This window comes from Mycobacterium sp. IS-2888 (assembly GCF_001954215.1).
Classification (GTDB): domain Bacteria; phylum Actinomycetota; class Actinomycetes; order Mycobacteriales; family Mycobacteriaceae; genus Mycobacterium.
The window spans coordinates 242,534-265,730 of sequence record NZ_MBET01000094.1; the positions used below are offsets into that span (position 1 = coordinate 242,534).

Sequence of the window (23,197 nt, forward strand, 5' to 3'; positions counted from 1 at the left end):
TACTTAGGCCTAGACAAGAGGAGGTTGGATGACGGTTGTCCAATCCGAGCCGACCCGGCGGATGCCCCGCGCCCAACGGCGCGAGCAGATCCTCGAGGCCGCCACCCGCGCCTTCGCCCGCGGCGGCTTCGCGAACACGGGGCTCGATGCCATCGCCGCGGAGGCCGGCGTGACCCCGGTGATCCTGTACCGGCACTTCGCGTCGAAGGCCGACCTGTATCGCGAAGTCATAGAGAGTGGCCACCAAAGGCTGCGCGAGGCAACCGGCGGCGAAGACCTCGGCGATGCCAGCATCCCCGCGTTCATCCGCGCGGCCGCGGCCGATCCGGACGCCTTCCGGCTGCTCTACCGTTACGTCGCGCGCGAACCGCAGTTTCACGACATCATCGACACCCTCATCGAGAGCTCGGCCGACCTCACCCGCCGCCACCTCGCGGGCGTCGCCGATGATCGGTGGCGGAGCTGGGCGGCGCGGCTGCTGCCCAGCATGACGATCGACGCCGTCATCGCCTGGCTCGACGCCGGCCAGCCCGACCCCGACGACGCCGCCATCCGAATCAGGAGCGTTGTCGACGCCGTGATCCAGGCCGCGGAGCGCTGACCGGGGGCGGTCGTCGGCAGCCACTAGACTTTCTGCCGTGGCCGAACCCGCTGACACCGTGTCGACGCCCCGCCCTGTGTTGGTGGTCGATTTCGGCGCACAGTACGCGCAATTGATCGCCCGCCGGGTGCGGGAGGCGCGGGTCTTCTCGGAGGTGATCCCGCACACCGCCTCGGTCGAGGAGATCAAGGCCCGCGACCCGGTGGCGCTGGTGCTCTCCGGTGGACCGGCCAGCGTCTACACCGAGGGCGCGCCGCAGCTCGATCCGGCGGTGTTCGACCTCGGGCTGCCGGTGTTCGGCATCTGCTACGGGTTTCAGGCCATGGCGCAGGCGCTGGGCGGGACCGTCGCGCACACCGGCACCAGCGAGTACGGCCGGACCGAGCTGAAAGTTGTTGGCGGCGAATTGCATTCGGGGCTGCCCAGTGTGCAGCCGGTCTGGATGAGTCACGGCGACGCCGTCACCGCCGCCCCCGATGGGTTCGATGTGGTGGCCAGCAGCCCCGGTGCGGTGGTGGCCGCCTTCGAGAACCGCGGCCGGCGCCTGGCCGGGGTCCAGTACCACCCCGAGGTGATGCACACCCCGCACGGGCAACAGGTGCTCAGCCGGTTCCTGCACGACTTCGCCGGACTCGGCGCGGAGTGGACGGCCGCCAACATCGCCGAGGCGCTCGTCGAGCAGGTGCGCGCCCAGATCGGCGACGGCCACGCGATCTGCGGGCTGTCCGGCGGCGTGGATTCCGCGGTTGCCGCCGCGCTGGTGCAGCGCGCCATCGGCGACCGGCTGACGTGCGTCTTCGTCGACCACGGGCTGCTGCGCGCGGGCGAGCGCGATCAGGTGCAGCGCGATTTCGTGGCCGCCACCGGCGCCAACCTGGTCACCGTGGACGCCGCGGACACCTTCCTGCAGGCGCTGTCGGGGGTGACCAATCCCGAAGGCAAGCGCAAGATCATCGGCCGGCAGTTCATCCGGGCCTTCGAGGGCGCGGTGCGGGATGTGTTGGGGGACAATCCCGTTGAGTTCCTGGTGCAGGGCACGCTGTATCCGGATGTGGTGGAGTCCGGCGGGGGCAGTGGCACCGCCAACATCAAGAGCCACCACAACGTCGGCGGGCTGCCCGGCGACCTTAAGTTCAAACTCGTCGAGCCGTTGCGGCTGCTGTTCAAGGACGAGGTGCGCGCCGTCGGGCGGGAGTTGGGTCTGCCGGAGGAAATCGTTGCGCGCCAACCGTTTCCGGGCCCGGGGCTGGGCATCCGCATCGTCGGCGAGGTCACCGCGAAGCGGTTGGACACGCTGCGGCGCGCCGATGCCATCGCGCGCGAGGAGCTCACCGCCGCCGGGTTGGACAACCAGATCTGGCAGTGCCCGGTGGTGTTGCTGGCCGACATTCGCTCGGTCGGCGTCCAGGGCGACAACCGCACCTACGGGCATCCGATCGTGCTGCGGCCGGTGTCCAGCGAGGACGCGATGACCGCCGACTGGACGCGGGTGCCCTACGAGGTGCTGGAGCGGATCTCCACCCGCATCACCAACGAGGTGGCCGAGGTCAACCGCGTGGTGCTGGACGTCACCAGCAAGCCGCCCGGCACCATCGAGTGGGAGTAGTTACTCGACGAATTCGCGCCTGCCGGAGGCGATCGTGGCCGCATCCCAGTTCCCGCCGGCCTCGGCGACGAGTCTGCGTGCGACCTCGCGATCGTCGTTCCCGGCGACCAGGATCAAGGTGTGGTCGGTCGCGGTGACGGATCCACCCCGGATGCGGTCGCGCCCAGCCGGGTCGGCCGCCAGCGCGTCGCCGAAGCGGGCGATGTCGACATCCGGCACGGCGATGATGATCGCGTCCCCACCCGGCGCGGGCTCGTAGTCGAAGGTCAGGATGGCTTCCTGGTCGAACTGGCGGCGCAGCGCCTCGGCGGCGGTGTGCAACGTACCGTCGGCCCCGCACAGGTGAAATTCACGCGAGCGCTCATGGGTGATCTGCTGCAGCGCCGTCGACCAGTACACGCCGTCGAGGGCGGTGGATCCCGTCACCGCCGTGCCGTTCAGCGCGAGCGTCACGTCGGCTTGCGTCTCGAACAGGGGATCGGTGTTGTCGGTGGCGAACAGCTCCGCGGGGTGACACGGCGCGGCATGGGTTGGCGCGGGAAAAGTAGCGCAAAAAAGCACCATCAGCCACACCAGTACCGAGCGCATAAAGCAGCCTCTCATGTTTCTTGACGGTTGTCGGAGGCTGGGTGTTTACTCCAAATATATCGAACATGCGTTCGAAAAAGAGTGTTTGGTAGGAGGCAGTCATGACCGCGGCTTTGGCCTCCGATAACCGCGCTGAACAGCTGGAATCGCTTCGCCGACGGATGGCTGCAATGTCCGGGCGAGCCCCCGACCCGCTGCCGGATTCGGAATCCGGGGTGGCGCTCCCGCGGTGGCTGGCGGAGTCGCTCCCGGTGCCGTTGCCGCGGGGGACGGTGGCGGTGCTGTCGGGGGCCCGGTCGCTGCTGCTGGGCATGGTGGCCGCGGTGACGGCGGCCGGGGGCAACGTCGCCGTCGTCGGCCAGCCGGACATCGGGCTGCTGGCAGCCGCGGAGATGGGGGCGGATCTGAGCAGGCTGGCGGTGATACCGGATCCCGGGAACGATCCGGTGGAGGTGGCCGCGGTGCTCATCGACGGCATGGATTTGGTGGTACTCGGTCTGGGCGGGCGCCGGGTGCCGCATACCCGCGCGCGGGCGGTGGTGGCGCGGGCCCGCAGCAAGGGGTGCACCCTGCTGGTCACCGACGGCGATTGGCAAGGGGCGCCGACGCGGCTTGCGGCCCGGGTCTGCGGCTACGAGATCACTTCGGCTTCTCCAGGGGCTCCCGCCCCTGGATTCGGCCGGATCAGCAGGGTGCGGCTGCAGGTCAGCGGCGTGTGTGCGGGCAGACGGGTGATCGGCCGAGCGCGAGCCGGGTAATTCCAGTGGTATCCCCTTCTGGTTCAAGGGTTTTAGCGATCTGGTGCATGGACTGGCCCGCGGTCGCGGCGGCAGCGGCAGCGGACCTGCCCGCGACCGCTCCCATCGCGGTCACGTTGGCCAATCGGGTGATTGCCTGCTCGTCGGCCGCTCGTGCGGTGGGAGTGCGCCGAGGGCTGCGACGCCGCGAGGCCGCGGCCCGGTGCCCGCAACTGCACGTCGCGACCGCCGACGCCGACCGCGACGCCCGCTTCTTCGAAGGAGTGATCGCGGCGGTGGACGATCTGGTGCCCCGCGCCGAGGTGCTGCGGCCCGGCCTCCTGGTGTTGCCGGTGCGCGGGGCGGCCCGCTATTTCGGGTCCGAGGAGGTGGCCGCCGAGCGGCTGATCGACGCGGTGGCCGCGGCCGGCGCGGAGTGTCAGGTCGGGATCGCCGACCAGTTGTCCACCGCGGTCTTCGCCGCGCGCGCGGGCCGGATCGTGGAACCGGGTGGCGACGCGAAGTTCCTGTCGGTGCTCTCGATCCGGCAGCTGGCCACCGAGCCGAGCCTGTCGGGTCCGGGCCGAGAAGAGCTGACGGATCTGTTGTGGCGGATGGGGATTCGCACCATCGGGCAGTTCGCCGCGCTGTCCCGCACCGATGTGGCCTCCAGGTTCGGCGCCGACGGGGTGACCGCGCACCGGTTCGCCCGCGGTGAACCCGAGCGAGGCCCGTCCGGGCGGGAGCCGCCGCCGGAACTCGAGGCCGTCCTGGACTGCGATCCACCGATCGACCGGGTCGATGCCGCGGCATTCGCCGGACGCTCGCTGGCCGGCACGCTGCACCAGATGCTGATGGCCGCCGGAGTGGGATGCACCCGGCTGGCCATCCACGCCGTCACCGCCAACGGCGAAGAGCTGCAACGGGTGTGGCGCTGCGCCGAGCCGCTGACCGAGGACGCCACCGCCGACCGGGTGCGCTGGCAGCTGGACGGGTGGTTGAGCAACCGGAATGCCCGAGTCCGCGCGCCCACGGCGGCGGTGACGTTGCTGCGGCTGCAGGCGGTGGAGGTGGTGTCCGCCGAGGCGCTGCAATTGCCGCTATGGGGCGGTCTCGGCGAGGAGGACCGGCTGCGGGCCCGCCGCGCGCTGGTGCGGGTGCAGGGCCTGCTCGGCCCGGAGGCGGTGCGGGTGCCGGTGCTCTCCGGCGGCCGCGGGCCCGCCGAACGCATCACGCTGACCCCGCTGGGCGACGAGCCGGTGCCGGGCGCCGACCCGGGGTTGCCGTGGCCCGGACAACTGCCCGAGCCGTCGCCCGCGGTCCTGCTCGATGACCCGGTGGAATTGCTTGACGCCCAAGGCAATCCGATACGGGTAACCGGACGGGGGCTGTTCTCGGCCGACCCCGCCCGGCTGACCGTGGACGCTCGAGACGAGCGGCTGAGCTGGTGGGCCGGACCGTGGCCGGTCGACGAGCGGTGGTGGGACCCCGACGCCAAGGGCGGCGCCGCCCGCGCCCAGGTCTTGCTGGAGGACGAGCGGGCGTTTCTGCTGTGCTACCGCCAGCGGCGCTGGTATCTCGAGGGAAGCTACGAGTAGCGGTGCGGGCATACCCGGCGGGTGTGCGGGTAGTCATCCAGCATGGCTTTGCGTGCGAGTTCAGCGATTCCCGTCGAATCCGTCGAGGCCTCGGCCTACTCGATCCCGACCGACGCACCGGAGTCCGACGGCACCCTGGAGTGGGACTCGACGACCCTCGTCCTGGCGAGCGTGCGGGCCGGCGGGCAGGTCGGCGTCGGCTACACCTACGCGGGCACGCCCGTCGTCACCGTCGTCCGCTCCAAGCTGGCCGACGTCCTGGACGGCGCGGACGCGCTGCAGCCGCCGGCGCGGTGGGCGCAGATGCAGGACGCGGTCCGCAACCTGGGCAAGCCGGGCGTGGTTGCCGAGGCGATTTCGGCGCTCGACATCGCGCTGTGGGACTTGCGCGCTCGCCTGTTGGACGAACCGTTGGTCGTGGCGCTGGGCGCCGTGCACGACGCCACGCCGATCTACGGCAGCGGCGGGTTCACCTCGTACGACAACGACACCCTGCGCGCGCAGCTGAGCGGCTGGGTCGAGGCCGGCATTCCCCGGGTCAAGATGAAGGTGGGTCGCGACCCGGACGCCGACGTCGGTCGGGTCGCGGCCGCCCGGGCGGCGATCGGCGACGACGCCGAGCTGTTGGTCGACGCCAACGGCGCGTATCAGCGCAAGCAGGCGCTGCTGTGGGCCGAGCGCTACGCGGAGTACGACGTGCGGTGGTTCGAAGAACCGGTGTCCTCCGACGATCTCGACGGATTACGCCGGCTGTGCGAGCGCGGGCCGGCCGGCATGGACATCGCGGCCGGCGAATACGGGTACCACCTGCCCTACTTCCAGCGCATGCTTGCCGCGGGCGCGGTCGACTGCCTGCAGGCCGACGTCACCCGGGCCCTCGGCATCACCGGGGTGCTCAAGGTTGCCGCGTTGTGCGACGCGCGGGGCATGGACCTCTCGCTGCACTGCGCGCCGCAGATCAGCGCCCAGGTTGGCACCGCCATCTGGCACCTGCGCCACCTCGAGTACTTCCACGACCACGTGCGGATCGAACGGCTCGCGTTCGACGGGACCATCGATCCCGAGCCGGGCGGCGTGCTGCGCCCGGACCGCACCGCGCCCGGACACGGGTTGACCGTCAAGGACGCGGATCTCGAGCAGTTCCGCGTCGCCTGAACTCATCGCGGGCGAACATCCCGACCCGTGCGATGAACCGGTCGAAGAACTCCTCAGGTTCCACGCCAATACCGATGTGCGCGTTGGGTTCCCGGCCCCAGCGCCCCGACCAATCGACGACGGTCATGCCGCGGGTCAGGGTCCCGGCCAGCTCGACGTCGACCGTCGCCGCCCGGGTCGTCACCAGCTCCGGCTCCAGCGCGACCGCGGCGGCCAGCGGATCGTGCAGATGCGCCACGTATCCGTGAGCGTGGTCGTGGTGGACCTCGCAGTAGTACCGCAGCGCATCCTCGATCACCCGGATCAGCGGATTCGACGCCGTCGACCGGGTGCCGCGTTCATCGTCGGCGCTCATCGGCGTGGTGGTCGAGTTCGCCGCGGCCGCCAGCCGTGCCACCATCTCCGGCGTCATCGCGATGTGCTGGGTGAGATCCAGCCCGCACAGGATCGGAAGGCGTTGGGGGTCAAGGGCTTTAGACCAGGCCGCGAACACCTCGGCCGCCGCCTCCGGGTCCACGCTGATGTTCCATTCGGCGACCGGATTGGTGTTGCCGCGGTAGTCGTAGGCGCCGCCCATGATCACCAGGCGGCGCAGCAGCGTCGGGAGCGCGGGCTCGGCGCGCAGCGCCAGCGCCAGATTGGTCAGCGGCGCGGCGGCCACGCCTATCAACTCCGCGGCGTGGGCGTGTGCCGCGCGCACCCAGGCGGTAGCGGAATCGTAGTCGGTGAGCCGGCGGCGGGTGGGCGGCACGTCGGCATACCCCATGCCCCTGGGGCCGTGCGCCTTCCCGGGGCGCAACGGACAGTTCAACGGCTGCTGGGCCCCCTTGGACACGGGTATGTCTGTGGCCCCGCACAATTCGAGCAGACCCAGGTTGTTCTCACACACCTGATCCACCGCGACGTTGCCGGCCGTCGAGGCGATGCCGACCACGTCCGCCTCCGGGCTGGCCAGCAGGTAGATCAGGGCCAGCGCATCGTCGACACCGGTGTCGACGTCGACGAAAACGGGGTTCACCGCGGCAAGGATACCGGGACGCTCAGGGCCAGCGGGACGCGAAAGTGATCACCAGGACGTCGCGCTGCGCCGGCGCGGGGGCGTCGATGGGCCGGACCGGGGTGACGCCGTGCAGGGTCCGGCGGTCGTCGCCCAGCAGCAACGTCCCGGGCTCGGCCAGCGTGGTCGTCAGCAACCGGTGACCGTCCGAGTCGCACACCGAACTCTCGCCACCGATGGCGTTGCGGCGTCCGATCAGCAGCGCGCTGACCAGGGTGACGCCGTCGCGGTGCATGCCCTCGGGCGTCGGATGGCCACCCTCGCCGGTGGACCGGACGCGGAACGGATGCACCTTGACGTTCCAGTTGACCACGTCGTCCAGGGCCGCCGCCAAGCGGGCCAGCAGCTTGATCACCTTGTGCAGCAAGGGATCCTGGCCGAACGCGTCGGTCAGCGGCTCGAAGTCGCGACCCCGGTTGATGTAGAGGGGATTGGAGTCGTCCGGCTGCGCGAAGGTGTTGGCGGGCATCCGTTGCGCAACCCCGTCGCGAAACAGGTACTGGCCGTAGCGGCGTAGCCGCACCACGCCCAGCTCCGCCGCGTAGGGGTCGGGCACCAGGTCCTCCCAGTGCCGGCCAAAGCGCGTCCAGGCTTCACGGCCCACCCCCAGGCTCCGGGTCACGTCGAACGACGGGATCAGGGCCGCGCCCGTGCTGGTGAGCTGTTCCGCCGCGACGGCGACCGGGTCGGCGTGCGTGCGCCGGTCGGAAGTAATCCGGGCCATCGGTCGGGAATACCGCAATCCGGTGCGGCCAAACGCAACTAGCGGATTTACCAGTGCACTCCGGGCACCAATCGCACCAGCCGCTTGACCGGGCGGGGCGTCCGGATGCCGCGGGCGACGGCCCGCGCCGGGCGCTTCGGCTTGCGGCGGGCCGGTGCGGCCGCGCCCGGGTCGGTGGGCAGCCCGCGGGCCGCGGCCGAATCCGGGTAGCCCAGGTAGAGCTGATGCAGGATCCGCCGCGACAGCCTCGGTGTGAAGTAGTTGCCGACTTCGGCCAGCGTGCCCATCGGGGTATCGATGCGGGCCGGTTTCTCCACCAGCCCGCGCACCACCATTGCCGCGGCGCGCTCGGGGCTGATCGGCGGAACCGGGTTGAGCCGCTGCGACGGCACGATCATCGGCGTGCGGACCAGCGGCATATGGATGTTGGTGAAGGTGATGTGGTCGGACAGCGTCTCCGTCGCGACGACATCGGCGAACGCGTCCAACGCGGCCTTGGTGGGCAGGTACGAACTGTATTTCGGATTGCGGGCCTGCACACCGGCGCTGGACACGTTGACGACGTGCCCGAACCGGCGCTCGCGCCAGTGCGGCAGCAGCGCCAGCACCATCCGCACCGCGCCGAAGTAGTTGACCGCCATCACCCGTTCGTAGTCGTGCATGCGGTCCGTCGCGTTGACCACCGAGCGCCGGATCGACCGGCCGGCGTTGTTCACCAGGTAGTCGACGTGGTCGAAGCGGCCGAGGATGTCCTTGACGGTGTGCTCCACCGAGGTGGAGTCGGTGACGTCGCAGGTGAACGCGAACGCTTGCCCGCCGTTGGCACGGATCTCGGCCACCAGCTGATCCAGCGCGTCGGCGTTGCGGGCCAGCGCGAAAACCGTCGCGCCCTTTTCCGCGACGGCGATGGCCGACGCGCGGCCGATGCCGCTCGATGCACCGGTGATGATGACGTGCCGGCCCTGCAGCGGGCCCGTCGGGTCGTCGCGCCGCGCGCGGTCGGGGTCGAGGTGCTCGGCCCAGTACCGCCACAGCTTGGGGGCGTAGCTCGCGAACTCGGGGACCTCGATGTCGGTGCCGCGCAACGCTTTCCGGGTCTCGTCGCTGACGAATACGGGCTTCAGGTCTACGACGTCGAGGATCTCGGCGGGAATCCCGAGCTGGGTGGCCGCCATGTTGCGCATCCATTTGGCGCGCCCACTGGCCTTCAGCACCGGTGCCGCCACCGAGCGGGGCAGCGACCCGCGCAGCGGGGGCAGCCCGGCCGCCTTGGCGACACCGCGGTAGATGCCGCGCAGCCCAATGGTTTTCGGCGCGGTGAGGTGGAAGGTCTGCCCGTCTCGACCGTCGGCGTGCATGAGGGCGACCAGCGCGTCGGCCACGTAGTCGACCGGGACGATGTTGGTGCGCCCGGTATCGGGCAGCAGGATCGGCGTCAACTTGGGAAGGCGGGCCAGCACCGACAGTATTCCGAAGAAGTAGTAGGGACCGTCGACCTTGTCCATCTCGCCGGTGCGCGAATCGCCGACTACCACCGCCGGCCGGTAGATGCGGTAGCGCAGGCCGGGCGCCGAGCGCACCAGCGACTCGGCCTCGAACTTGGTTTGGTGATACGGCGTCGGCAACCGCTGGCCGACGTCGAAGTCGTCCTCGGTGTACTCGCCGGCGAAGTCGCCGGCCACCGCGATCGATGACACGTGGTGAAGCGTGGCGCCCAGCCGCTGCGCCAGCCCGATGACGGCGCGGGTGCCCTCCACGTTGGCGGCCCGCTGCTCGGCCTCGCCGGCGGTGAGGTCGTAGATCGCCGCGCAGTGCACGACATGGGCGACTGGACCCAGCTCCGCCACGGTCTCGTCGCTGAGCGTTAGCTCCGGAAGCTCGCCGACCAGTGGTTTCGCCCGTTCCCCCCACTGGGCGGCGAGGCGCTCGAAGCGTCCCAGCGACTGGCGGCGGACCAGCACCCACACCTCGGCATCGGCGTGCTCGTCCAACAGGCGAGCTACGACGCGGCGACCAATAAACCCGGTACCGCCGGTAACGACATACCGCATGCAGCCATGGTGGCGGTTGGTGCCGCGCACGTCAACCGTGATCTGTACCGCTGTCGGCTAGACGTCGCTCAGGCCGTGAAGTTGCGGATGCCGTCCCAGTCCACCAGCGTCCAGCCGTCCACCGGGTTGCCGGTGACGACCACGCGGCCGATATTTGGCAGGGGATGGCTGCTCAGCAGACTGGTCTTGGCGTTCTTCGTGTTCATCAGCGTCCAGACCATGATCGCCGTGCCCTGCGAGAACACCGCCGGGCTGTGGTGACCGCTGTTGTAGATCTTCTGGATCGCGGCGGTGAACTGATCGTTGAACTGTTTGCCGCTGACCGACCCCGGGATGCTGTTCTGCAGGTCGCCGTTGATCCAGTCCGCCGGCGCCAGCATGTACGTCGAGCTTGACATCGTTTCGGGTTTGCCGTTGTACCAGCCGGCGTTGATCGACTGCAGGCCGTTGAGCACCTCGACCTGCTTGCCTAGTTCGCTGGCCAGCGGCCCGGCGGTCTGCTGGGCTTCCGCCATCTCCGAGGCGTAGACGCTGTCGTACTGGTTGTGGCCGGCCTGGTGTACCAGTTGCTGGGCCTGCCCCTTGCCCTCGGCGGTGAGGCTGGGGCCGGGGATACCGGTGTCGATGACCCCGTCCGCATTCGCCTGGGACTGCGCGTTGCGGATGAAGGTCAGGGTGATGCTGTGCGCCTGCGCCGAGCCGCCGCAGGCACCGACGATTACCGTTGCGGCAAGCACGCTGGCCGCCTTCCAGATCATGCTGCGATTGCGCATGGCGATAGCCTGCCCTGCCCACCATGTCGGTGGGAAGGGTTTGCGATGGTTGAGTGCAGAAAAAGCCGAATTTCCACTGGAGAGGATGCTCGTATGGCGATTGATCCGAGTGCCGTCGGTGCGGTGACCGAACCGATGACCTTCGAATGGACGGACCGGGACACGTTGCTGTATGCCCTCGGCGTCGGTTGTGGGATCGATGACTTGTCGTTCACCACGGAGAACAGCCACGACACTCCCCAACAAGTGCTTCCCACCTACGCAGTGATCTGCTGCCCGGCCTTCGGGGCGGCGGGCAAGATCGGAAAGTTCAACTGGGCCATGCTTTTACACGGATCGCAGGGTATCCGGCTGCATGCGCCGCTGCCGGCGGCGGGCAAGCTGTCGGTGGTCTCCGAGGTCACCGACATTCAGGACAAGGGCGAGGGCAAGAACGCGGTCGTGATGCTGCGCTCTCGGGGCACGGACCCGGACTCGGGGGCGCTGATCGCCGAAGCGTCGACCACCTTCGTCATCCGGGGCGCGGGCGGTTTCGGGGGGCAGCCGGGTCAGCGGCCGGTCGCGCCGGAATTTCCGGACCGCGAGCCCGACGTCCGGATCCCGCTGCCCACCCGCGAGGACCAGGCGCTGATCTACCGGCTGTCCGGTGACCGCAACCCCCTGCACAGCGACCCGTGGTTCGCCCGGGAGCTGGCCGGGTTCCCCAAGCCGATCCTGCACGGGCTGTGCAGCTACGGCGTGTCGGGCCGGGCGCTGGTCGCCGAGCTCGGCAAGGGGGTGGCCGCCAACGTCACCTCGATCGATGCGCGGTTCAGCTCGCCGGTGTTCCCCGGCGAAACGCTGACCACGCTGATCTGGCGCACCGAGCCGGGCAAGGCGGTTTTCCGCACCGAGGCGTCGGGCGCCGAAGGCAACCCCGCGCGCGTGGTGCTCGACGACGGCGCGGCGGAATACGTGGACGGCTAGCTGGTCGGCTAGCCCACGTGGGCGTCGCTTAGCTGACGCGCCAGCCGGTCGGTGAACTCGGTGACGCGCGCGGGGCTGTCCAGCGCGAACAGTGCCGCCGTGGCGCGGTCGCCATCGTCGGTGTGCCGCACCACAATTGGGACGCCGTCGTGGCGCACCGCGTCGAACGCATCCTCGTCGGTGATGTCGTCGCCGAGATAGATCGGCGTCAGGTTCGCTCCGGCCTGAGGACCGGCGTGACGCAGGTGGTCGATCACCCACCGAAGCGTTTTCCCCTTGTCCCAGTCGATATCCGGACGCAACTCGATGACTTCGCGGCCGGTGGTCACGCGCAGCGCGTGACGCTGACCCGCCGCGCGCACCGCCGCCGCCGCCTCGCCGACGCGATCTCGGGCGGCATTGCGATAGTGCACGGCCACACCGAATCGCTTGTGCTCCACCACAACACCGGGAGCCGACCCGAGCTGGTCGCGCAGCTGGGCGGCAACCCGCTCCAGCACCGGTATGGCCGCCGCCGCGGCCTCGTTTTGGTGGTGCGTTCCGTCGGGTGCGGTCAGCTCGAAACCGTGGCTGCCCGCATACCAGATGCCGGGCAGGCCGACCCGCTCGGTCACGTCGGCGAGGTCGCGGCCGGACAGCACCGCGACCGGGCAATGCGCGGCCAATTTCCGCAGCGCCTCGACCGCACCGGCGGCCGGCCGGGCCGCGTCCGGATCGTCGACGATGTCCGACAGCGTGCCGTCGAAATCGAAGAACACCGCCGGCTGCCGGGCGGTCAGGCCCGCGGCCAGGCCGAGGGCCTGCAATGCGTCGGGAAGCTGCGAGAGCCGTCGGTCCCCGGTCCGCACGGTCACTTCCTGCAGCCCGGCGACGACCGCGTCGGCGCCGAACCGGCGCAGCTCGTCGCGGTGACCCGTGGGGTCGACCCCGATGACTAACGCGAATCCACCGTCGCGCCCCGCCGCGACGCCGGCCGCGTCGTGCGCGACGACGACGCACCGACCGGGTCGCGCGCCCAGCCCGCCGGCCGTCTCGACCGGGCCACCCACCCGCACGTCGATCCCCGCGAGGGCGTCTCGGCGGTCGCGGTCGTGGGTAAAAACGGCGGTGCCGGCACCGATCTCGTGCAGCAGCCGGATCAGCGTCATCGCCGAGTGCGCCGCGGCGCCCTCGGCCGTCACCACCGCGTCGAGGTCGAACAGCACCGCGTCATGGCGGCGCGGGTCGATGATGACCTGCCCCAACTTGCGCACGACCAACTTTCTCACGGAGCGGAATCGAACATACATTCGATATACTCACCGTGTGGGCTGGTTCAACGGGCCGCCGAGTTGGGCGGAAATGGAGCGGGTGCTCGATGGCAAGCCGCGCCGTGCGGGCGGCCCGGCCCCGGTCGAGCCGGCTTTCGAAGCCGGGGGAGACGTCCCCACGTCGCGCAAGCGCGGGGCGTATGAGCCGCCGGACGACAACCGGAGGGTCCGTTCGTCCGTCGCCTACGCCGAGCTGCACGCGCATTCGGCGTACAGCTTCCTCGACGGGGCCAGCACGCCGGAGGAGCTGGTCGAGGAGGCGGCCCGGCTGGATCTGCGCGCTCTGGCATTGACCGACCACAACGGGCTGTACGGGGCGGTGCGGTTCGCCGAAGCGGCCGCGGAACTCGACGTGCGTACCGTCTTCGGCGCCGAACTGTCTTTCGCGCCCGTCGCCCGCACCGAGGAGCCCGATCCGCCCGGGCCGCATCTGCTGGTGCTGGCCCGTGGCCCGGAGGGCTACCGTCGGCTGTCGCGGCAGCTGGCCGCTGCGCATCTGGCCGGCGGCGAGAAGGGCAAGCTGCGCTACGACTTCGACGCGCTGACCGAGGCGGCGGGCGGGCACTGGCACATCCTGACCGGGTGCCGCAAAGGCCATGTGCGCCAAGCGCTTTCCGACGGCGGCCCGGACGCGGCGGCCCGCGCGCTGGCCGACCTGGTCGACCGGTTCGGCGCGGCGCGGGTCAGCATCGAGTTGACCCATCACGGTCATCCGCTCGACGACGAACGCAACGAAGCCCTGGCCGCACTCGCGCCGCGGTTCGGTGTCGGTGTCGTCGCCACCACTGGCGCGCACTTCGCGGGGCCGTCGCGGCGGCGGCTGGCCATGGCGATGGGGGCGATCCGGGCCCGGCAGTCGCTGGATTCCGCCGCGGGATGGCTGGCCCCGCTGGGCGGTTCGCATCTGCGCTCCGGCGAGGAGATGGCCCGGCTGTTCGCGCAGCGGCCCGAGGCGGTGACCGCCGCGGCCGAGCTTGGCGAGCAGTGCGCGTTCGGGCTGGCGCTCATCGCGCCGCAGCTGCCGCCGTTCGACGTGCCCGACGGGCACACCGAGGACAGCTGGCTGCGGCAGCTGGTGATGGCCGGGGCGCGCGACCGTTACGGACCGGCCGAGGCCGCGCCGCGGGCCTACTCCCAGATCGAGCATGAGCTGAAAGTCATTGCACAACTGCAGTTTCCGGGATACTTCCTGGTGGTGCACGACATCGCCCGGTTCTGCCGGGACAACAACATCCTGTGCCAGGGCAGGGGATCGGCGGCCAACTCCGCGGTCTGCTATGCACTCGGCGTCACCGCGGTGGACCCGGTGACCAACGAGCTGTTGTTCGAGCGCTTCCTGTCGCCCGCCCGTGACGGTCCGCCCGACATCGACATGGACATCGAATCGGACCAGCGCGAAAAGGTCATCCAGTACGTCTACGACAAATATGGTCGGGACTACGCCGCACAGGTCGCCAACGTGATCACCTACCGGGGGCGAATCGCGGTGCGCGACATGGCCCGCGCCCTGGGTTTCTCGCAGGGACAGCAGGACGCGTGGAGCAAGCAGGTCAGCAGCTGGAACGGGCTGGCCGACTCGCCCGACATCGAAGACATTCCGCCGCAGGTGATCGACCTGGCCACCCAGATCCGGAACCTGCCGCGGCACATGGGAATCCACTCCGGGGGCATGGTGATCTGCGACCGTCCGATCGCCGACGTGTGCCCGGTGGAGTGGGCCCGCATGGAGAACCGCAGCGTTCTGCAATGGGACAAAGACGACTGCGCGGCAATCGGTTTGGTGAAGTTCGACCTGCTCGGGCTGGGCATGCTCTCGGCGCTGCACTATGCGAAGGACCTGGTGGCCGCACACAAGGGCATCGAGGTCGATCTGGCCAGGCTCGATCTCTCCGAACCGGCGGTGTACGAGATGCTGGCACGCGCCGATTCCGTTGGCGTGTTCCAGGTGGAGTCGCGGGCGCAGATGGCGACGTTGCCGCGGCTACGGCCGCGGGAGTTCTACGACCTGGTGGTGGAGGTGGCGCTGATCCGTCCCGGGCCCATCCAGGGCGGGTCGGTCCACCCCTACATCCGGCGGCGCAACGGCATCGATCCGGTCGTCTACGACCACCCCTCCATGGAACCGGCGCTGCGAAAGACGCTGGGGGTTCCGCTTTTTCAAGAACAGCTGATGCAACTCGCGGTCGACTGCGCCGGCTTCTCGGCCGCCGAGGCCGACCAGCTGCGGCGCGCCATGGGATCCAAGCGGTCGGCCGAACGCATGCGACGCCTGCGCGGCCGGTTCTACGACGGCATGCGCGCGCTGCACGGCGCCACCGACGACGTGATCGAGCGGACCTACGAAAAGCTGGAGGCATTCGCCAACTTCGGCTTCCCGGAAAGCCACGCACTGTCCTTCGCGTCGCTGGTGTTCTACTCGTCGTGGTTCAAGCTGCACCACCCGGCGGCGTTCTGCGCCGCGCTGCTGCGCGCACAGCCGATGGGTTTCTATTCCCCGCAGTCACTGGTGGCCGATGCGCGCAGGCACGGGGTGGTGGTGCACGGTCCGTGTGTCAACGCCAGCCTGGCGCACGCCACCCTCGAGAACGCCGGGACGGAAGTGCGGCTGGGTTTGGGCGCCGTCCGTCATATCGGCGACGATCTCGCCGAACAACTGGTCGAGGAGCGAAAAGCCCACGGCCCGTTCGCTTCTCTGCTGGATCTGACCGCCCGGCTACAGCTATCCGTGCCGCAGACCGAAGCGCTGGCGACGGCCGGGGCTTTTGGGTGCTTCGGGATGTCCCGCCGCGAGGGATTGTGGGCGGCCGGGGCGGCGGCCACTCAGCGGCCCGACCGGCTACCCGGCGTGGGGTCGTCGTCGCACATTCCGTCGCTGCCGGGGATGAGTGAGCTGGAGCTGTCCGCCGCCGACGTGTGGGCCACCGGCATCTCGCCGGACAGCTATCCGACGCAGTTCCTGCGGGACGATCTCGACGCGATGGGCGTGGTTCCGGCCGAGAAGCTGCTGAGCGTGCCCGACGGCGATCGCGTGCTGATCGCCGGCGCGGTGACCCATCGGCAGCGACCCGCGACGGCCCAAGGGGTGACCTTCCTCAATCTCGAGGACGAAACCGGGATGGTCAACGTGCTCTGCACGCCGGGGGTGTGGGCCCGGCACCGCAAGCTGGCCAACACCGCGCCGGCGCTGCTGGTGCGTGGTCAGGTCCAAAACGCCAGTGGTGCAGTCACTGTCGTGGCCGAGCGGTTGGGCCGCATCACCTTGGCGGTCGGTTCGCGCTCGCGTGACTTCCGCTGACTCAGCCCGTCGGTGTCGTCCACACCTTGGTCGGGGTGATCGTCAGCCGGGTGCTGTAGGAGCCCATCGCCTCGGTGAGGCCAAACTTCGCCGCTTCCTCGCTGTACTTCGCCCAGTAGGGCTCGTCGTCGCGGCAGTCGACGTCGACGGCGTCCACCGTGGCGATCCCGCCGACGACGATGATGCCACCGCCGTTGCCGTCGGAATCCAGATTGAGGCTCACCTTCGGGTGCGACTTGATGTGGGCCACCTTGGCCGCCTGCGGCATGGAGTACACCGTCAGCTTTGCGCCGTCGAAGTAGAACCAGATCAGCCGCGGTACCGGTTGCCCCGATTTTGCGACCGTTGTCAGCCACCCATAGTGGTCGGAGATAAGCCTGCCGGAAACCTCTTGTGTCAGTTCGACGCTCATGGGCCCGAATGTAGTCTCCACCCATGACCCTCAACTTGTCCGTCGACGAAGTTCTCACCACCACTCGCTCGGTCCGAAAGCGCCTCGATTTCGACAGGCCGGTACCTCGCGAGGTGTTGATGGAATGCCTCGACTTGGCGCTGCAGGCGCCGACGGGCTCCAACTCGCAGGGCTGGCAGTGGGTCTTCGTCGAGGACGCCGAGAAGAAGAAGGCGATCGGCGACATCTACCTGAACAATGCCCGCGGCTACCTCGCCTCGCCGTCGCCCGAGTACGCCGAGGGAGACACCCGCGGTGAGCGGATGGGCAAGGTCAGGGATTCCGCGACCTATCTCGCCGAACACATGCACGAGGCGCCGGTGCTGATGATTCCCTGCATCGAAGGCCGCGAGGACAAGACGCCGCTGGGCGGCGTGTCGTTCTGGGCATCGCTGTTCCCGGCGGTGTGGAGCTTCTGCCTGGCGCTGCGCTCCCGCGGCTTGGGCTCCTGCTGGACGACGCTGCACCTGCTGCGCGATGGCGAAAAGCAGGCCGCCGAAGTGCTCGGCATCCCCTACGACCGGTACAGCCAGGGCGGGCTGTTCCCGATCGCCTACACCAAAGGCACCGACTTCCGGCGGGCCAAGCGGCTGCCCGCCGAGAGCCTCACGCATTGGAACAGCTGGTAGCCGCTAGGTCGTCACCGCCTGAACGGGGCGTCCGGCAGGAGGATGGTCTTGCCGTGCAGGCGGCCCGCGTCGGAGTCGGCGTGCACGGCCGCGGCCTGATCGAGCGGGCGCCGGTCGGCGACTTCGATGCGCAGCTGCCCGGCGTCGGCGCGGCTGACCAGCCCGGCCAGCTGCCCGGCGTCGCTGCGTACGAAGACCCGTTGCGTGCGGATCCGGCGGCCGGGGTTTTCCGGGCCAGAAGTCATGGTGCCGACGTGAAAGCCGCCGTCGGCGACGACGCCGATGAGGGCTTCGGTCTCCTCCGGCGAGGTGCTGACCAGGTTGAGCACCACGTCGAACGGTGCACCATCGACGTCGATCGGCGAGCGCGTGTAGTCGATGTAGTCGACGATCCGGTCGGCGCCCAAGCCGCGCAGGCGCTCGGCGTCACGCGCCTTGGCGGTCGCGGTCACGACGGCACCGGCCTGCGTGGCCAGCTGAATCGCGTAGCCGCCGACCGCGCCCGACGCGCCATTGATCAGGATCGTCTGCCCGGCCGTCAAACCGGCGATCTCGAACAGCGCTTGCCACGCCGTCAATGCGGGCTCCGGCAGTGCAGCCGCATCCGCTAGATCCACCGACTGCGGTGCGGCGGCCAGCGACTCGGCCGGCGCTATCGCGTACTCCGCGGCGGCGCCATCGGCATCCAGGGGCAGAAACGCGACGACCGCATCGCCGACGTTCCATCCCTGAACGCCGTCACCGAGTTCGGCGATCGTGCCCGAGACGTCGACGCCGGGGATGTGCGGGAAGCTGATTTGGTACACCTCGGCCAGATAGCCGCCGCGAATGCCGGCATCCACCGGGTTGAACGAGGTGGCGGCCACCTTCACCAGCACTTGCCCCGGGCCCGGCAGCGGTCGCGGGGCCTCCTCGTACTGCAAGACGTCGCTGTCGCCGTAACGGTGGTATCGCACAGCCTTCATGATCTTCCCCTTCCTCGATTGCTTCGATGTTGAAGCAGTTGCACCTGGAGTAACTTGCTTCAATATCGAAGCAATTCCGAAGACGGCTGTGACGGTCGTCTCATTGCTTCGATGTTGAAACATTAAGATGGCGGGATGGCCGAAGGCCTCAAACCCGTGCAACTGCGCACTTACTTCGCCCTGACCGAGGCGACCAGCTTGCTCCAGTACGCCGTGCGACAGCAGTTGCAGGCCGAGGGCGGCCTCAGCTACGTGCAGTTCGAGGTCTTGGCCAAACTGGTCGACGCCGGCCAACCGCTCACCATGACCGAGCTCGCCGATGGCGTGGTCTATAGCCGCAGCGGCCTGACCCATCAGGCGGGACTGTTGGAAAAGGCGGGGCTCATCACCCGCCAAGTCAGTACCCATGACAAGCGCGCCACTGGCGTCGAGATCACCGAGGCGGGTCGAGCCCTTGTCGCCAAGGTTCTACCCGGCCACATCCAGGTCGTGCGCGAACTCCTGTACGGCTCACTTTCCGATCAAGACGCGCAGATCCTCGGGGATCTCATGAGTCGCGTCCGCGATCACATGCGTGATCGGCCACCCCGCTCGGCCGCTCCGCGCAAACGCCACGGCTAGACCGCGCCCGCGTATCCGTGCTGGCGCCAGGCCTCGTACACGGCGATCGCCGCCGCGTTGGCAAGGTTCAGCGAGCGCCGGCCGGCAAGCATGGGGATGCGCACCTGCTGCGTGACGTGGGGGTCGGCCAGGGTCGCCGCGTCCAGTCCGTCGGGTTCCGGCCCGAACATCAGCACGTCGCCGGCCCGGTAACCGATGTCGGCGAACGAGGTGCTCGCGTGCGCGGTGAACGCCACCACCCGCGCCGGCAGCAGCGCGTCCCACGCCGCCGGCAGCGACGGGTGCACGGTGACCGACGCCAGGTCGTGGTAATCCAGCCCGGCCCGGCGCAGCTTGGGCTCGGACAGATCGAAACCCAGCGGCTCGACCAAGTGCAATTCGGTGCCGGTGGCGGCCGCCGTCCGGATGGCGTTGCCGGTGTTGGGGGCGATGCGCGGGCTATAGAACAGCAGCCGAAACATCTGCCGATCATTGCAAAACCGTCCGTGCCGGTGACCCGCCGTGTTTGCCAGATTTGCTTGCCGGTGTAGGCAGAAACCTTAAAGGGCTCTGTCTGCTCAGTAACAATTCTGGTGACCTGAGGCTTGGGCTGTCATACTCGTCGGATTGCCAGGCGTTTTCCGCTCGCGCCTTTCTGCGCGGGGTGGGTGCGAATAAAGCAGGAAGTTTCATGAGGCTCTTTTGTTCAGCGCTGAATGTCAGCGCAGCGGCCCTTCGTGCGGCCGCGATCACGTGACCATGTTCGCCCGCCCGGCCGACTCGGTCGAGGCGGTTCCCCCCGAGTTCGCCGATGCCCCCGCCGCCGCGGCGCCGGTCAAGCGTCCGCCGGCCTGGTCGCTGACCAACTGGCCGGTGCGGTGGAAGGTCCTGGCGATCGTGCTGGTCCCGCTGGTTTTGGCGTCGCTTTTCGCTGCGTTGCGCGTCAACGCCGCCATGGCCAACTCCAGTGGCCTGCGGCTGGCCGCGGCCCGCGCCGACGTCCTACCGGCGATCACCAAGTACATGTCCGCGCTCGACGTGGCGCTGATGGCGAGCTCCGCCAACCGCGACCAGGAAGGCGCGAAGAAGAACTTCGAGGCCCGTAAGGGCGAGCTGGCGGCGCGGCTGGCCGACACCGACGTGACCCCCGACGTCCGGTCGGCGGTGACCAACCTGCTCAACGGCGGGCAGGCGCTGTTGGGCAAGGTGGCCGACAACAGCATCGGTTTGCGGGAGCGGGTGACCACCTATGCGCCGCTGCTGTTGACGGCCGAGGACGTCATCAACGCCTCGGTCCGGGTCGACGACGAGAAGATCCGCGCCGAGGCGCAGGGTTTGAGCCGCGCGGTCGGGGCCCGCGGGCAGATGACCATGCAGGAAATCCTGGTGACCCGGGGCGCGGACCTGCCCGAGCCGCAGCTGCGCACCTCGATGATCACCCTGGCCGGTACCGAGCCGTCGACGCTGTTCGGGATGAGCGAAGTACTGGGCGCGGGCTCGCCGGAAGCCAAGACGCTGCAGCAGCAAATGGTGACCCGGATGGCGATGATGTCCGACCCGGCCAGCCCGCTGGTCGACAATCCCGAGCTGCTGCGCTCGATACGGACCACCGACGGGATCGCCGAACAGGTCATCAAGGACGCCACCGCGTCAGTGACCAAGGCGGTGCACGCCCAGGCCGATGACCGGCGCCGCGCCGCGATCCTCGACAGCATCCTGGTGCTGGCCGCCATTGTGGTCGCTCTGGCCATCGTCTTGCTGGTGGCGCGCGCGCTCGTCGTGCCGCTTCGGGTGCTGCGCGACGCGGCACTCAAAGTCGCGCACACCGACCTCGAGGAAGAGGTCGCGCTGGTCAAGGGCGGTGGCGCCGAGCCGATCCCGCAGCCGTTGCCGGTGTACACCACCGAGGAAATCGGCCAGGTCGCCCACGCCGTCGACGAACTGCACACCCAGGCCCTGCTGCTCGCCGGCGACGAGGCGCGGCTGCGGCTGCTGGTCAACGACATGTTCGAGACCATGTCGCGGCGCAGCCGGTCGCTGGTCGATCAGCAGCTGCAGCTCATCGACCGGCTGGAACGTAACGAGGAGGATCCCGACCGCCTCGACAGCCTCTTCCGGCTGGACCACCTTGCGGCCCGGCTGCGCCGCAACAGCGCCAACCTGCTGGTGCTGGCGGGTGCGCAGCTGGCGCGCGACCAGCGCGAGCCGGTGCCGCTCGCGACGGTCATCAACGCCGCCGTTTCCGAGGTCGAAGACTATCGCCGCGTCGAAATCGCCCGGGTACCCGAGTCAACGCTGATCGGTGCCGCCGCGGGCGGTGCCATCCATCTGTTCGCCGAGCTGATCGACAACGCCCTGCGCTACTCGCCGCCGACGACGTCCGTGCGGATCTCCGGGGCGCCCGGCGGCGACGGCGGGGTGCTGGTGCGGATCGCCGACGCCGGCTTGGGCATGAACGACGCGGATCGGCGCATCGCCAACATGCGGCTGCAGGCCGGCGGCGAGGTCACCCCCGACAACGCCCGCCACATGGGGCTTTTCGTGGTCGGCCGGATCGCCGCCCGGCACGGAATCCGGGTCGGGCTGCGCGGTCCGGGCCCCAACGAGGCGGCGACCGGTACGACGGCCGAGATCTACCTCCCGGCGACGGTGCTCGTGGGTGCCGCCTCACGGGCGGCGGCGGCGCGAGCACGGGCCCGAGGCGTGTCCTCGCCGAGCACCCAACTCGCCAACGCCATGGCGACGACCGACCCCGGCGGCGAGGCCGCCCTGCGAGACGCCGACGTGGCCACGACGTCCGCCCACAACGGCGCTCACACGGCTGCCCCACCGGCTTCCCAATCGCCGGTTCCGCCGATCACCCTGCTGCCGCGCCGTGACCCGGGGTCCAGCGGCATCACCGAAGTTCCCGCCCAACCCCCCGAGAAGCCGCGCCGGCACCGGCGCGAACTGGCCACCCCCTGGTGGGAGACGCAGAAGCAGCCGGAGCCGAAACCGGCGCCGCCCGCGGAGACCGAAACCCCGGCCGCGGCGGTCTCGGACACCTCGGCATTCTTCGCCGCCCGGTCGCGGGATTTGCCCGCGGAGACGCCGGCCGCCGAATCCGCCGACGCGGATGCCGACATGCCGGTCACTGCGGAAGCCGACGCGTCGGTCACCCCGATCCGGTCCGTCCAGTCGATCCCGTCGATCCCCGAGGCGCCGGAGGCGCCGGATGCCGCGGAGACCCCGAGCGAGGACGACGTGATCTACCGGCGGATGCTCTCGGAGATGTTGGGCGACCCGCACGACCTGGTCAACAGCGCCGACCTGGATTGGCAGTCGGTGTGGGACCGTGGCTGGTCGCTGGCCGCCGAGGCCGAGGACAAACCCGTCGAGTCGCACACCGCCGAGCACGGCCTGCCGGTGCGCACCCCCGGCGCCCGGCTGGTGCCCGGCGCGGCCAACGGTGTCGGCCTGTCCGCGCACGACCAGGCCGACGAGGACGGCCCCGACCAGGACGATGAAGGCTCCCTCGTAGGATCGAATGGCGGATCCGGTTCCAGCCGGTCCGAGCGGCGGCCGCAGCACGCGGCCGCGGTGCGCGACCCCGACGCGGTTCGCGCCTCCTTCAGCAGCCATTTCGGCGGCGTGCGCACCGGACGCTCGCATGCCCGTGAATCGAATCAAGGACCCGATCAGGAATGACGTCACCGGATAACTCACTGGACTGGCTGGTGACGAACTTCGCCCGCGAGGTCCCCGGGGTGGCGCACGCGCTGCTGGTGTCCGTCGACGGGCTGCCCATCGCCGCCAGCGAGCATCTACCCCGCGAGCGGGCTGACCAGTTGGCCGCGGTTGCCTCCGGGCTCGCGAGCCTCGCGACCGGGGCCGCGCAGCTGTTCGAGGGCGGCCAGGTGCTGCAATCCGTGGTCGAGATGCAGAACGGCTATCTCTTGCTGATGCGCGTCGGCGACGGCTCACACCTGGCCACGTTGGCGGTGACGTCATGTGACATCGGTCAGATCGGTTACGAGATGGCCATCCTTGTCGAACGGGTGGGCGGCGTCGTGCAGTCCTCCCGCCGGTCCGCTGCACACTCGTGAGCCGCG

General features: G+C 69.6%; 20 protein-coding genes. 11 read left to right on the top strand and 9 right to left on the bottom strand.

The window, feature by feature from the left end:
* The first annotated feature begins 28 nt into the window (after nucleotides 1–28).
* Together A5745_RS18170 and guaA are read left to right on the top strand one after the other, a co-directional pair.
* Nucleotides 29–601 (top strand): TetR/AcrR family transcriptional regulator, encoded by a 573-nt coding sequence (locus tag A5745_RS18170; protein ID WP_076117784.1) that lies wholly within the window; start codon nucleotides 29–31, stop codon nucleotides 599–601.
* Nucleotides 602–638: 37 nt separating this feature from the next.
* Nucleotides 639–2,207, top strand: a complete 1,569-nt coding sequence (gene guaA, locus A5745_RS18175) for a glutamine-hydrolyzing GMP synthase (protein WP_139329674.1) — start codon at nucleotides 639–641, stop codon at nucleotides 2,205–2,207.
* Here the strand turns inward: guaA and A5745_RS18180 are convergent, their stop codons facing one another.
* Nucleotides 2,208–2,795 (bottom strand): hypothetical protein, encoded by a 588-nt coding sequence (locus A5745_RS18180; protein ID WP_139329675.1) that lies wholly within the window; start codon nucleotides 2,793–2,795, stop codon nucleotides 2,208–2,210.
* 101 nt (nucleotides 2,796–2,896) lie between these two features.
* On the opposite strand from A5745_RS18180, the gene A5745_RS18190 reads away from it, so the two are divergent.
* From A5745_RS18190 to A5745_RS18200, 3 genes are read left to right on the top strand one after another with little or no spacing between them, the layout of a single operon-like run.
* Nucleotides 2,897–3,553 carry a hypothetical protein gene (locus tag A5745_RS18190; protein WP_076117786.1) on the top strand — a complete coding sequence of 219 codons (657 nt, stop codon included), beginning with the start codon at nucleotides 2,897–2,899 and terminating at the stop codon, nucleotides 3,551–3,553.
* Between the two features lie 47 nt (nucleotides 3,554–3,600).
* The gene (locus A5745_RS18195) at nucleotides 3,601–5,130 is read left to right on the top strand and encodes a DNA polymerase Y family protein (protein ID WP_076117789.1); all 1,530 of its coding nucleotides are present in this window, start codon (nucleotides 3,601–3,603) and stop codon (nucleotides 5,128–5,130) included.
* 42 nt (nucleotides 5,131–5,172) lie between these two features.
* On the top strand, nucleotides 5,173–6,285 hold the full coding sequence (locus A5745_RS18200) for an enolase C-terminal domain-like protein (RefSeq protein WP_076117791.1): 1,113 nt from the start codon (nucleotides 5,173–5,175) through the stop codon (nucleotides 6,283–6,285).
* Here the strand turns inward: A5745_RS18200 and A5745_RS18205 are convergent.
* From A5745_RS18205 to A5745_RS18220, 4 genes are all read right to left on the bottom strand, one after another.
* Nucleotides 6,248–7,303, bottom strand: coding sequence for a nucleoside hydrolase (locus A5745_RS18205; RefSeq protein WP_076117793.1), 1,056 nt, complete (start codon nucleotides 7,301–7,303; stop codon nucleotides 6,248–6,250). The genes A5745_RS18200 and A5745_RS18205 overlap by 38 nt on opposite strands.
* A gap of 22 nt (nucleotides 7,304–7,325) precedes the next feature.
* Nucleotides 7,326–8,066 (bottom strand): 2OG-Fe dioxygenase family protein, encoded by a 741-nt coding sequence (locus A5745_RS18210; protein WP_083662970.1) that lies wholly within the window; start codon nucleotides 8,064–8,066, stop codon nucleotides 7,326–7,328.
* A 47-nt stretch (nucleotides 8,067–8,113) separates the two neighbouring features.
* On the bottom strand, nucleotides 8,114–10,117 hold the full coding sequence (locus A5745_RS18215) for an SDR family oxidoreductase (protein ID WP_076117795.1): 2,004 nt from the start codon (nucleotides 10,115–10,117) through the stop codon (nucleotides 8,114–8,116).
* Between the two features lie 68 nt (nucleotides 10,118–10,185).
* Entirely contained in the window at nucleotides 10,186–10,890 is a 705-nt protein-coding gene (locus A5745_RS18220) for a histidine phosphatase family protein (RefSeq protein WP_076117797.1), read from the bottom strand.
* Nucleotides 10,891–10,983: 93 nt separating this feature from the next.
* On the opposite strand from A5745_RS18220, the gene A5745_RS18225 reads away from it, so the two are divergent.
* A complete protein-coding gene (locus tag A5745_RS18225; RefSeq protein WP_076059652.1) occupies nucleotides 10,984–11,856 on the top strand; it encodes a MaoC family dehydratase in 873 nt (290 codons plus the stop codon).
* Nucleotides 11,857–11,864: 8 nt separating this feature from the next.
* On the opposite strand, the gene otsB is transcribed toward A5745_RS18225, so the two are convergent.
* The gene (otsB, locus tag A5745_RS18230; protein WP_139329683.1) at nucleotides 11,865–13,109 is read right to left on the bottom strand and encodes a trehalose-phosphatase; all 1,245 of its coding nucleotides are present in this window, start codon (nucleotides 13,107–13,109) and stop codon (nucleotides 11,865–11,867) included.
* A 52-nt stretch (nucleotides 13,110–13,161) separates the two neighbouring features.
* Here otsB and A5745_RS18235 point away from each other — a divergent pair, with 52 nt between their 5' ends.
* The gene (locus A5745_RS18235) at nucleotides 13,162–16,461 is read left to right on the top strand and encodes an error-prone DNA polymerase (RefSeq protein WP_076117801.1); all 3,300 of its coding nucleotides are present in this window, start codon (nucleotides 13,162–13,164) and stop codon (nucleotides 16,459–16,461) included.
* A 1-nt stretch (nucleotide 16,462) separates the two neighbouring features.
* On the opposite strand, the gene A5745_RS18240 is transcribed toward A5745_RS18235, so the two are convergent.
* Nucleotides 16,463–16,873 (bottom strand): TIGR03667 family PPOX class F420-dependent oxidoreductase, encoded by a 411-nt coding sequence (locus tag A5745_RS18240; RefSeq protein ID WP_076059647.1) that lies wholly within the window; start codon nucleotides 16,871–16,873, stop codon nucleotides 16,463–16,465.
* A gap of 23 nt (nucleotides 16,874–16,896) precedes the next feature.
* Here A5745_RS18240 and A5745_RS18245 point away from each other — a divergent pair, with 23 nt between their 5' ends.
* The gene (locus tag A5745_RS18245) at nucleotides 16,897–17,541 is read left to right on the top strand and encodes a nitroreductase family protein (RefSeq protein ID WP_076117803.1); all 645 of its coding nucleotides are present in this window, start codon (nucleotides 16,897–16,899) and stop codon (nucleotides 17,539–17,541) included.
* Between the two features lie 11 nt (nucleotides 17,542–17,552).
* Here the strand turns inward: A5745_RS18245 and A5745_RS18250 are convergent, their stop codons facing one another.
* Nucleotides 17,553–18,506 (bottom strand): NADP-dependent oxidoreductase, encoded by a 954-nt coding sequence (locus A5745_RS18250; RefSeq protein WP_076059643.1) that lies wholly within the window; start codon nucleotides 18,504–18,506, stop codon nucleotides 17,553–17,555.
* Between the two features lie 135 nt (nucleotides 18,507–18,641).
* Here A5745_RS18250 and A5745_RS18255 point away from each other — a divergent pair, with 135 nt between their 5' ends.
* On the top strand, nucleotides 18,642–19,127 hold the full coding sequence (locus tag A5745_RS18255) for a MarR family winged helix-turn-helix transcriptional regulator (protein ID WP_076117805.1): 486 nt from the start codon (nucleotides 18,642–18,644) through the stop codon (nucleotides 19,125–19,127).
* Here A5745_RS18255 and A5745_RS18260 read toward each other — a convergent pair.
* A complete protein-coding gene (locus A5745_RS18260) occupies nucleotides 19,124–19,588 on the bottom strand; it encodes a tRNA (cytidine(34)-2'-O)-methyltransferase (protein WP_076117808.1) in 465 nt (154 codons plus the stop codon). The two genes, A5745_RS18255 and A5745_RS18260, sit on opposite strands and share 4 nt — an antisense overlap.
* A gap of 277 nt (nucleotides 19,589–19,865) precedes the next feature.
* On the opposite strand from A5745_RS18260, the gene A5745_RS18265 reads away from it, so the two are divergent.
* The gene (locus tag A5745_RS18265; protein ID WP_076117904.1) at nucleotides 19,866–22,793 is read left to right on the top strand and encodes a sensor histidine kinase; all 2,928 of its coding nucleotides are present in this window, start codon (nucleotides 19,866–19,868) and stop codon (nucleotides 22,791–22,793) included.
* Nucleotides 22,790–23,191 (top strand): serine protease inhibitor, encoded by a 402-nt coding sequence (locus A5745_RS18270; RefSeq protein ID WP_076059635.1) that lies wholly within the window; start codon nucleotides 22,790–22,792, stop codon nucleotides 23,189–23,191. The genes A5745_RS18265 and A5745_RS18270 overlap by 4 nt, the downstream gene beginning before the upstream one ends.
* Nucleotides 23,192–23,197 lie beyond the last annotated feature (6 nt).

Coding starts and splice junctions, on each gene's coding strand:
- A5745_RS18240 (WP_076059647.1), bottom strand. CDS start 16,873: ATGAGCGTCGAACTGACACAAGAGGTTTCCGGCAGGCTTATCTCCGAC.
- A5745_RS18200 (WP_076117791.1), top strand. CDS start 5,173: ATGGCTTTGCGTGCGAGTTCAGCGATTCCCGTCGAATCCGTCGAGGCC.
- A5745_RS18190 (WP_076117786.1), top strand. CDS start 2,897: ATGACCGCGGCTTTGGCCTCCGATAACCGCGCTGAACAGCTGGAATCG.
- A5745_RS18220 (WP_076117797.1), bottom strand. CDS start 10,890: ATGCGCAATCGCAGCATGATCTGGAAGGCGGCCAGCGTGCTTGCCGCA.
- A5745_RS18260 (WP_076117808.1), bottom strand. CDS start 19,588: ATGTTTCGGCTGCTGTTCTATAGCCCGCGCATCGCCCCCAACACCGGC.
- A5745_RS18170 (WP_076117784.1), top strand. CDS start 29: ATGACGGTTGTCCAATCCGAGCCGACCCGGCGGATGCCCCGCGCCCAA.
- A5745_RS18265 (WP_076117904.1), top strand. CDS start 19,866: ATGTTCGCCCGCCCGGCCGACTCGGTCGAGGCGGTTCCCCCCGAGTTC.
- A5745_RS18215 (WP_076117795.1), bottom strand. CDS start 10,117: ATGCGGTATGTCGTTACCGGCGGTACCGGGTTTATTGGTCGCCGCGTC.
- A5745_RS18195 (WP_076117789.1), top strand. CDS start 3,601: ATGGACTGGCCCGCGGTCGCGGCGGCAGCGGCAGCGGACCTGCCCGCG.
- A5745_RS18210 (WP_083662970.1), bottom strand. CDS start 8,066: ATGGCCCGGATTACTTCCGACCGGCGCACGCACGCCGACCCGGTCGCC.
- A5745_RS18270 (WP_076059635.1), top strand. CDS start 22,790: ATGACGTCACCGGATAACTCACTGGACTGGCTGGTGACGAACTTCGCC.
- A5745_RS18180 (WP_139329675.1), bottom strand. CDS start 2,795: ATGCGCTCGGTACTGGTGTGGCTGATGGTGCTTTTTTGCGCTACTTTT.
- A5745_RS18255 (WP_076117805.1), top strand. CDS start 18,642: ATGGCCGAAGGCCTCAAACCCGTGCAACTGCGCACTTACTTCGCCCTG.
- A5745_RS18250 (WP_076059643.1), bottom strand. CDS start 18,506: ATGAAGGCTGTGCGATACCACCGTTACGGCGACAGCGACGTCTTGCAG.
- A5745_RS18245 (WP_076117803.1), top strand. CDS start 16,897: ATGACCCTCAACTTGTCCGTCGACGAAGTTCTCACCACCACTCGCTCG.
- A5745_RS18225 (WP_076059652.1), top strand. CDS start 10,984: ATGGCGATTGATCCGAGTGCCGTCGGTGCGGTGACCGAACCGATGACC.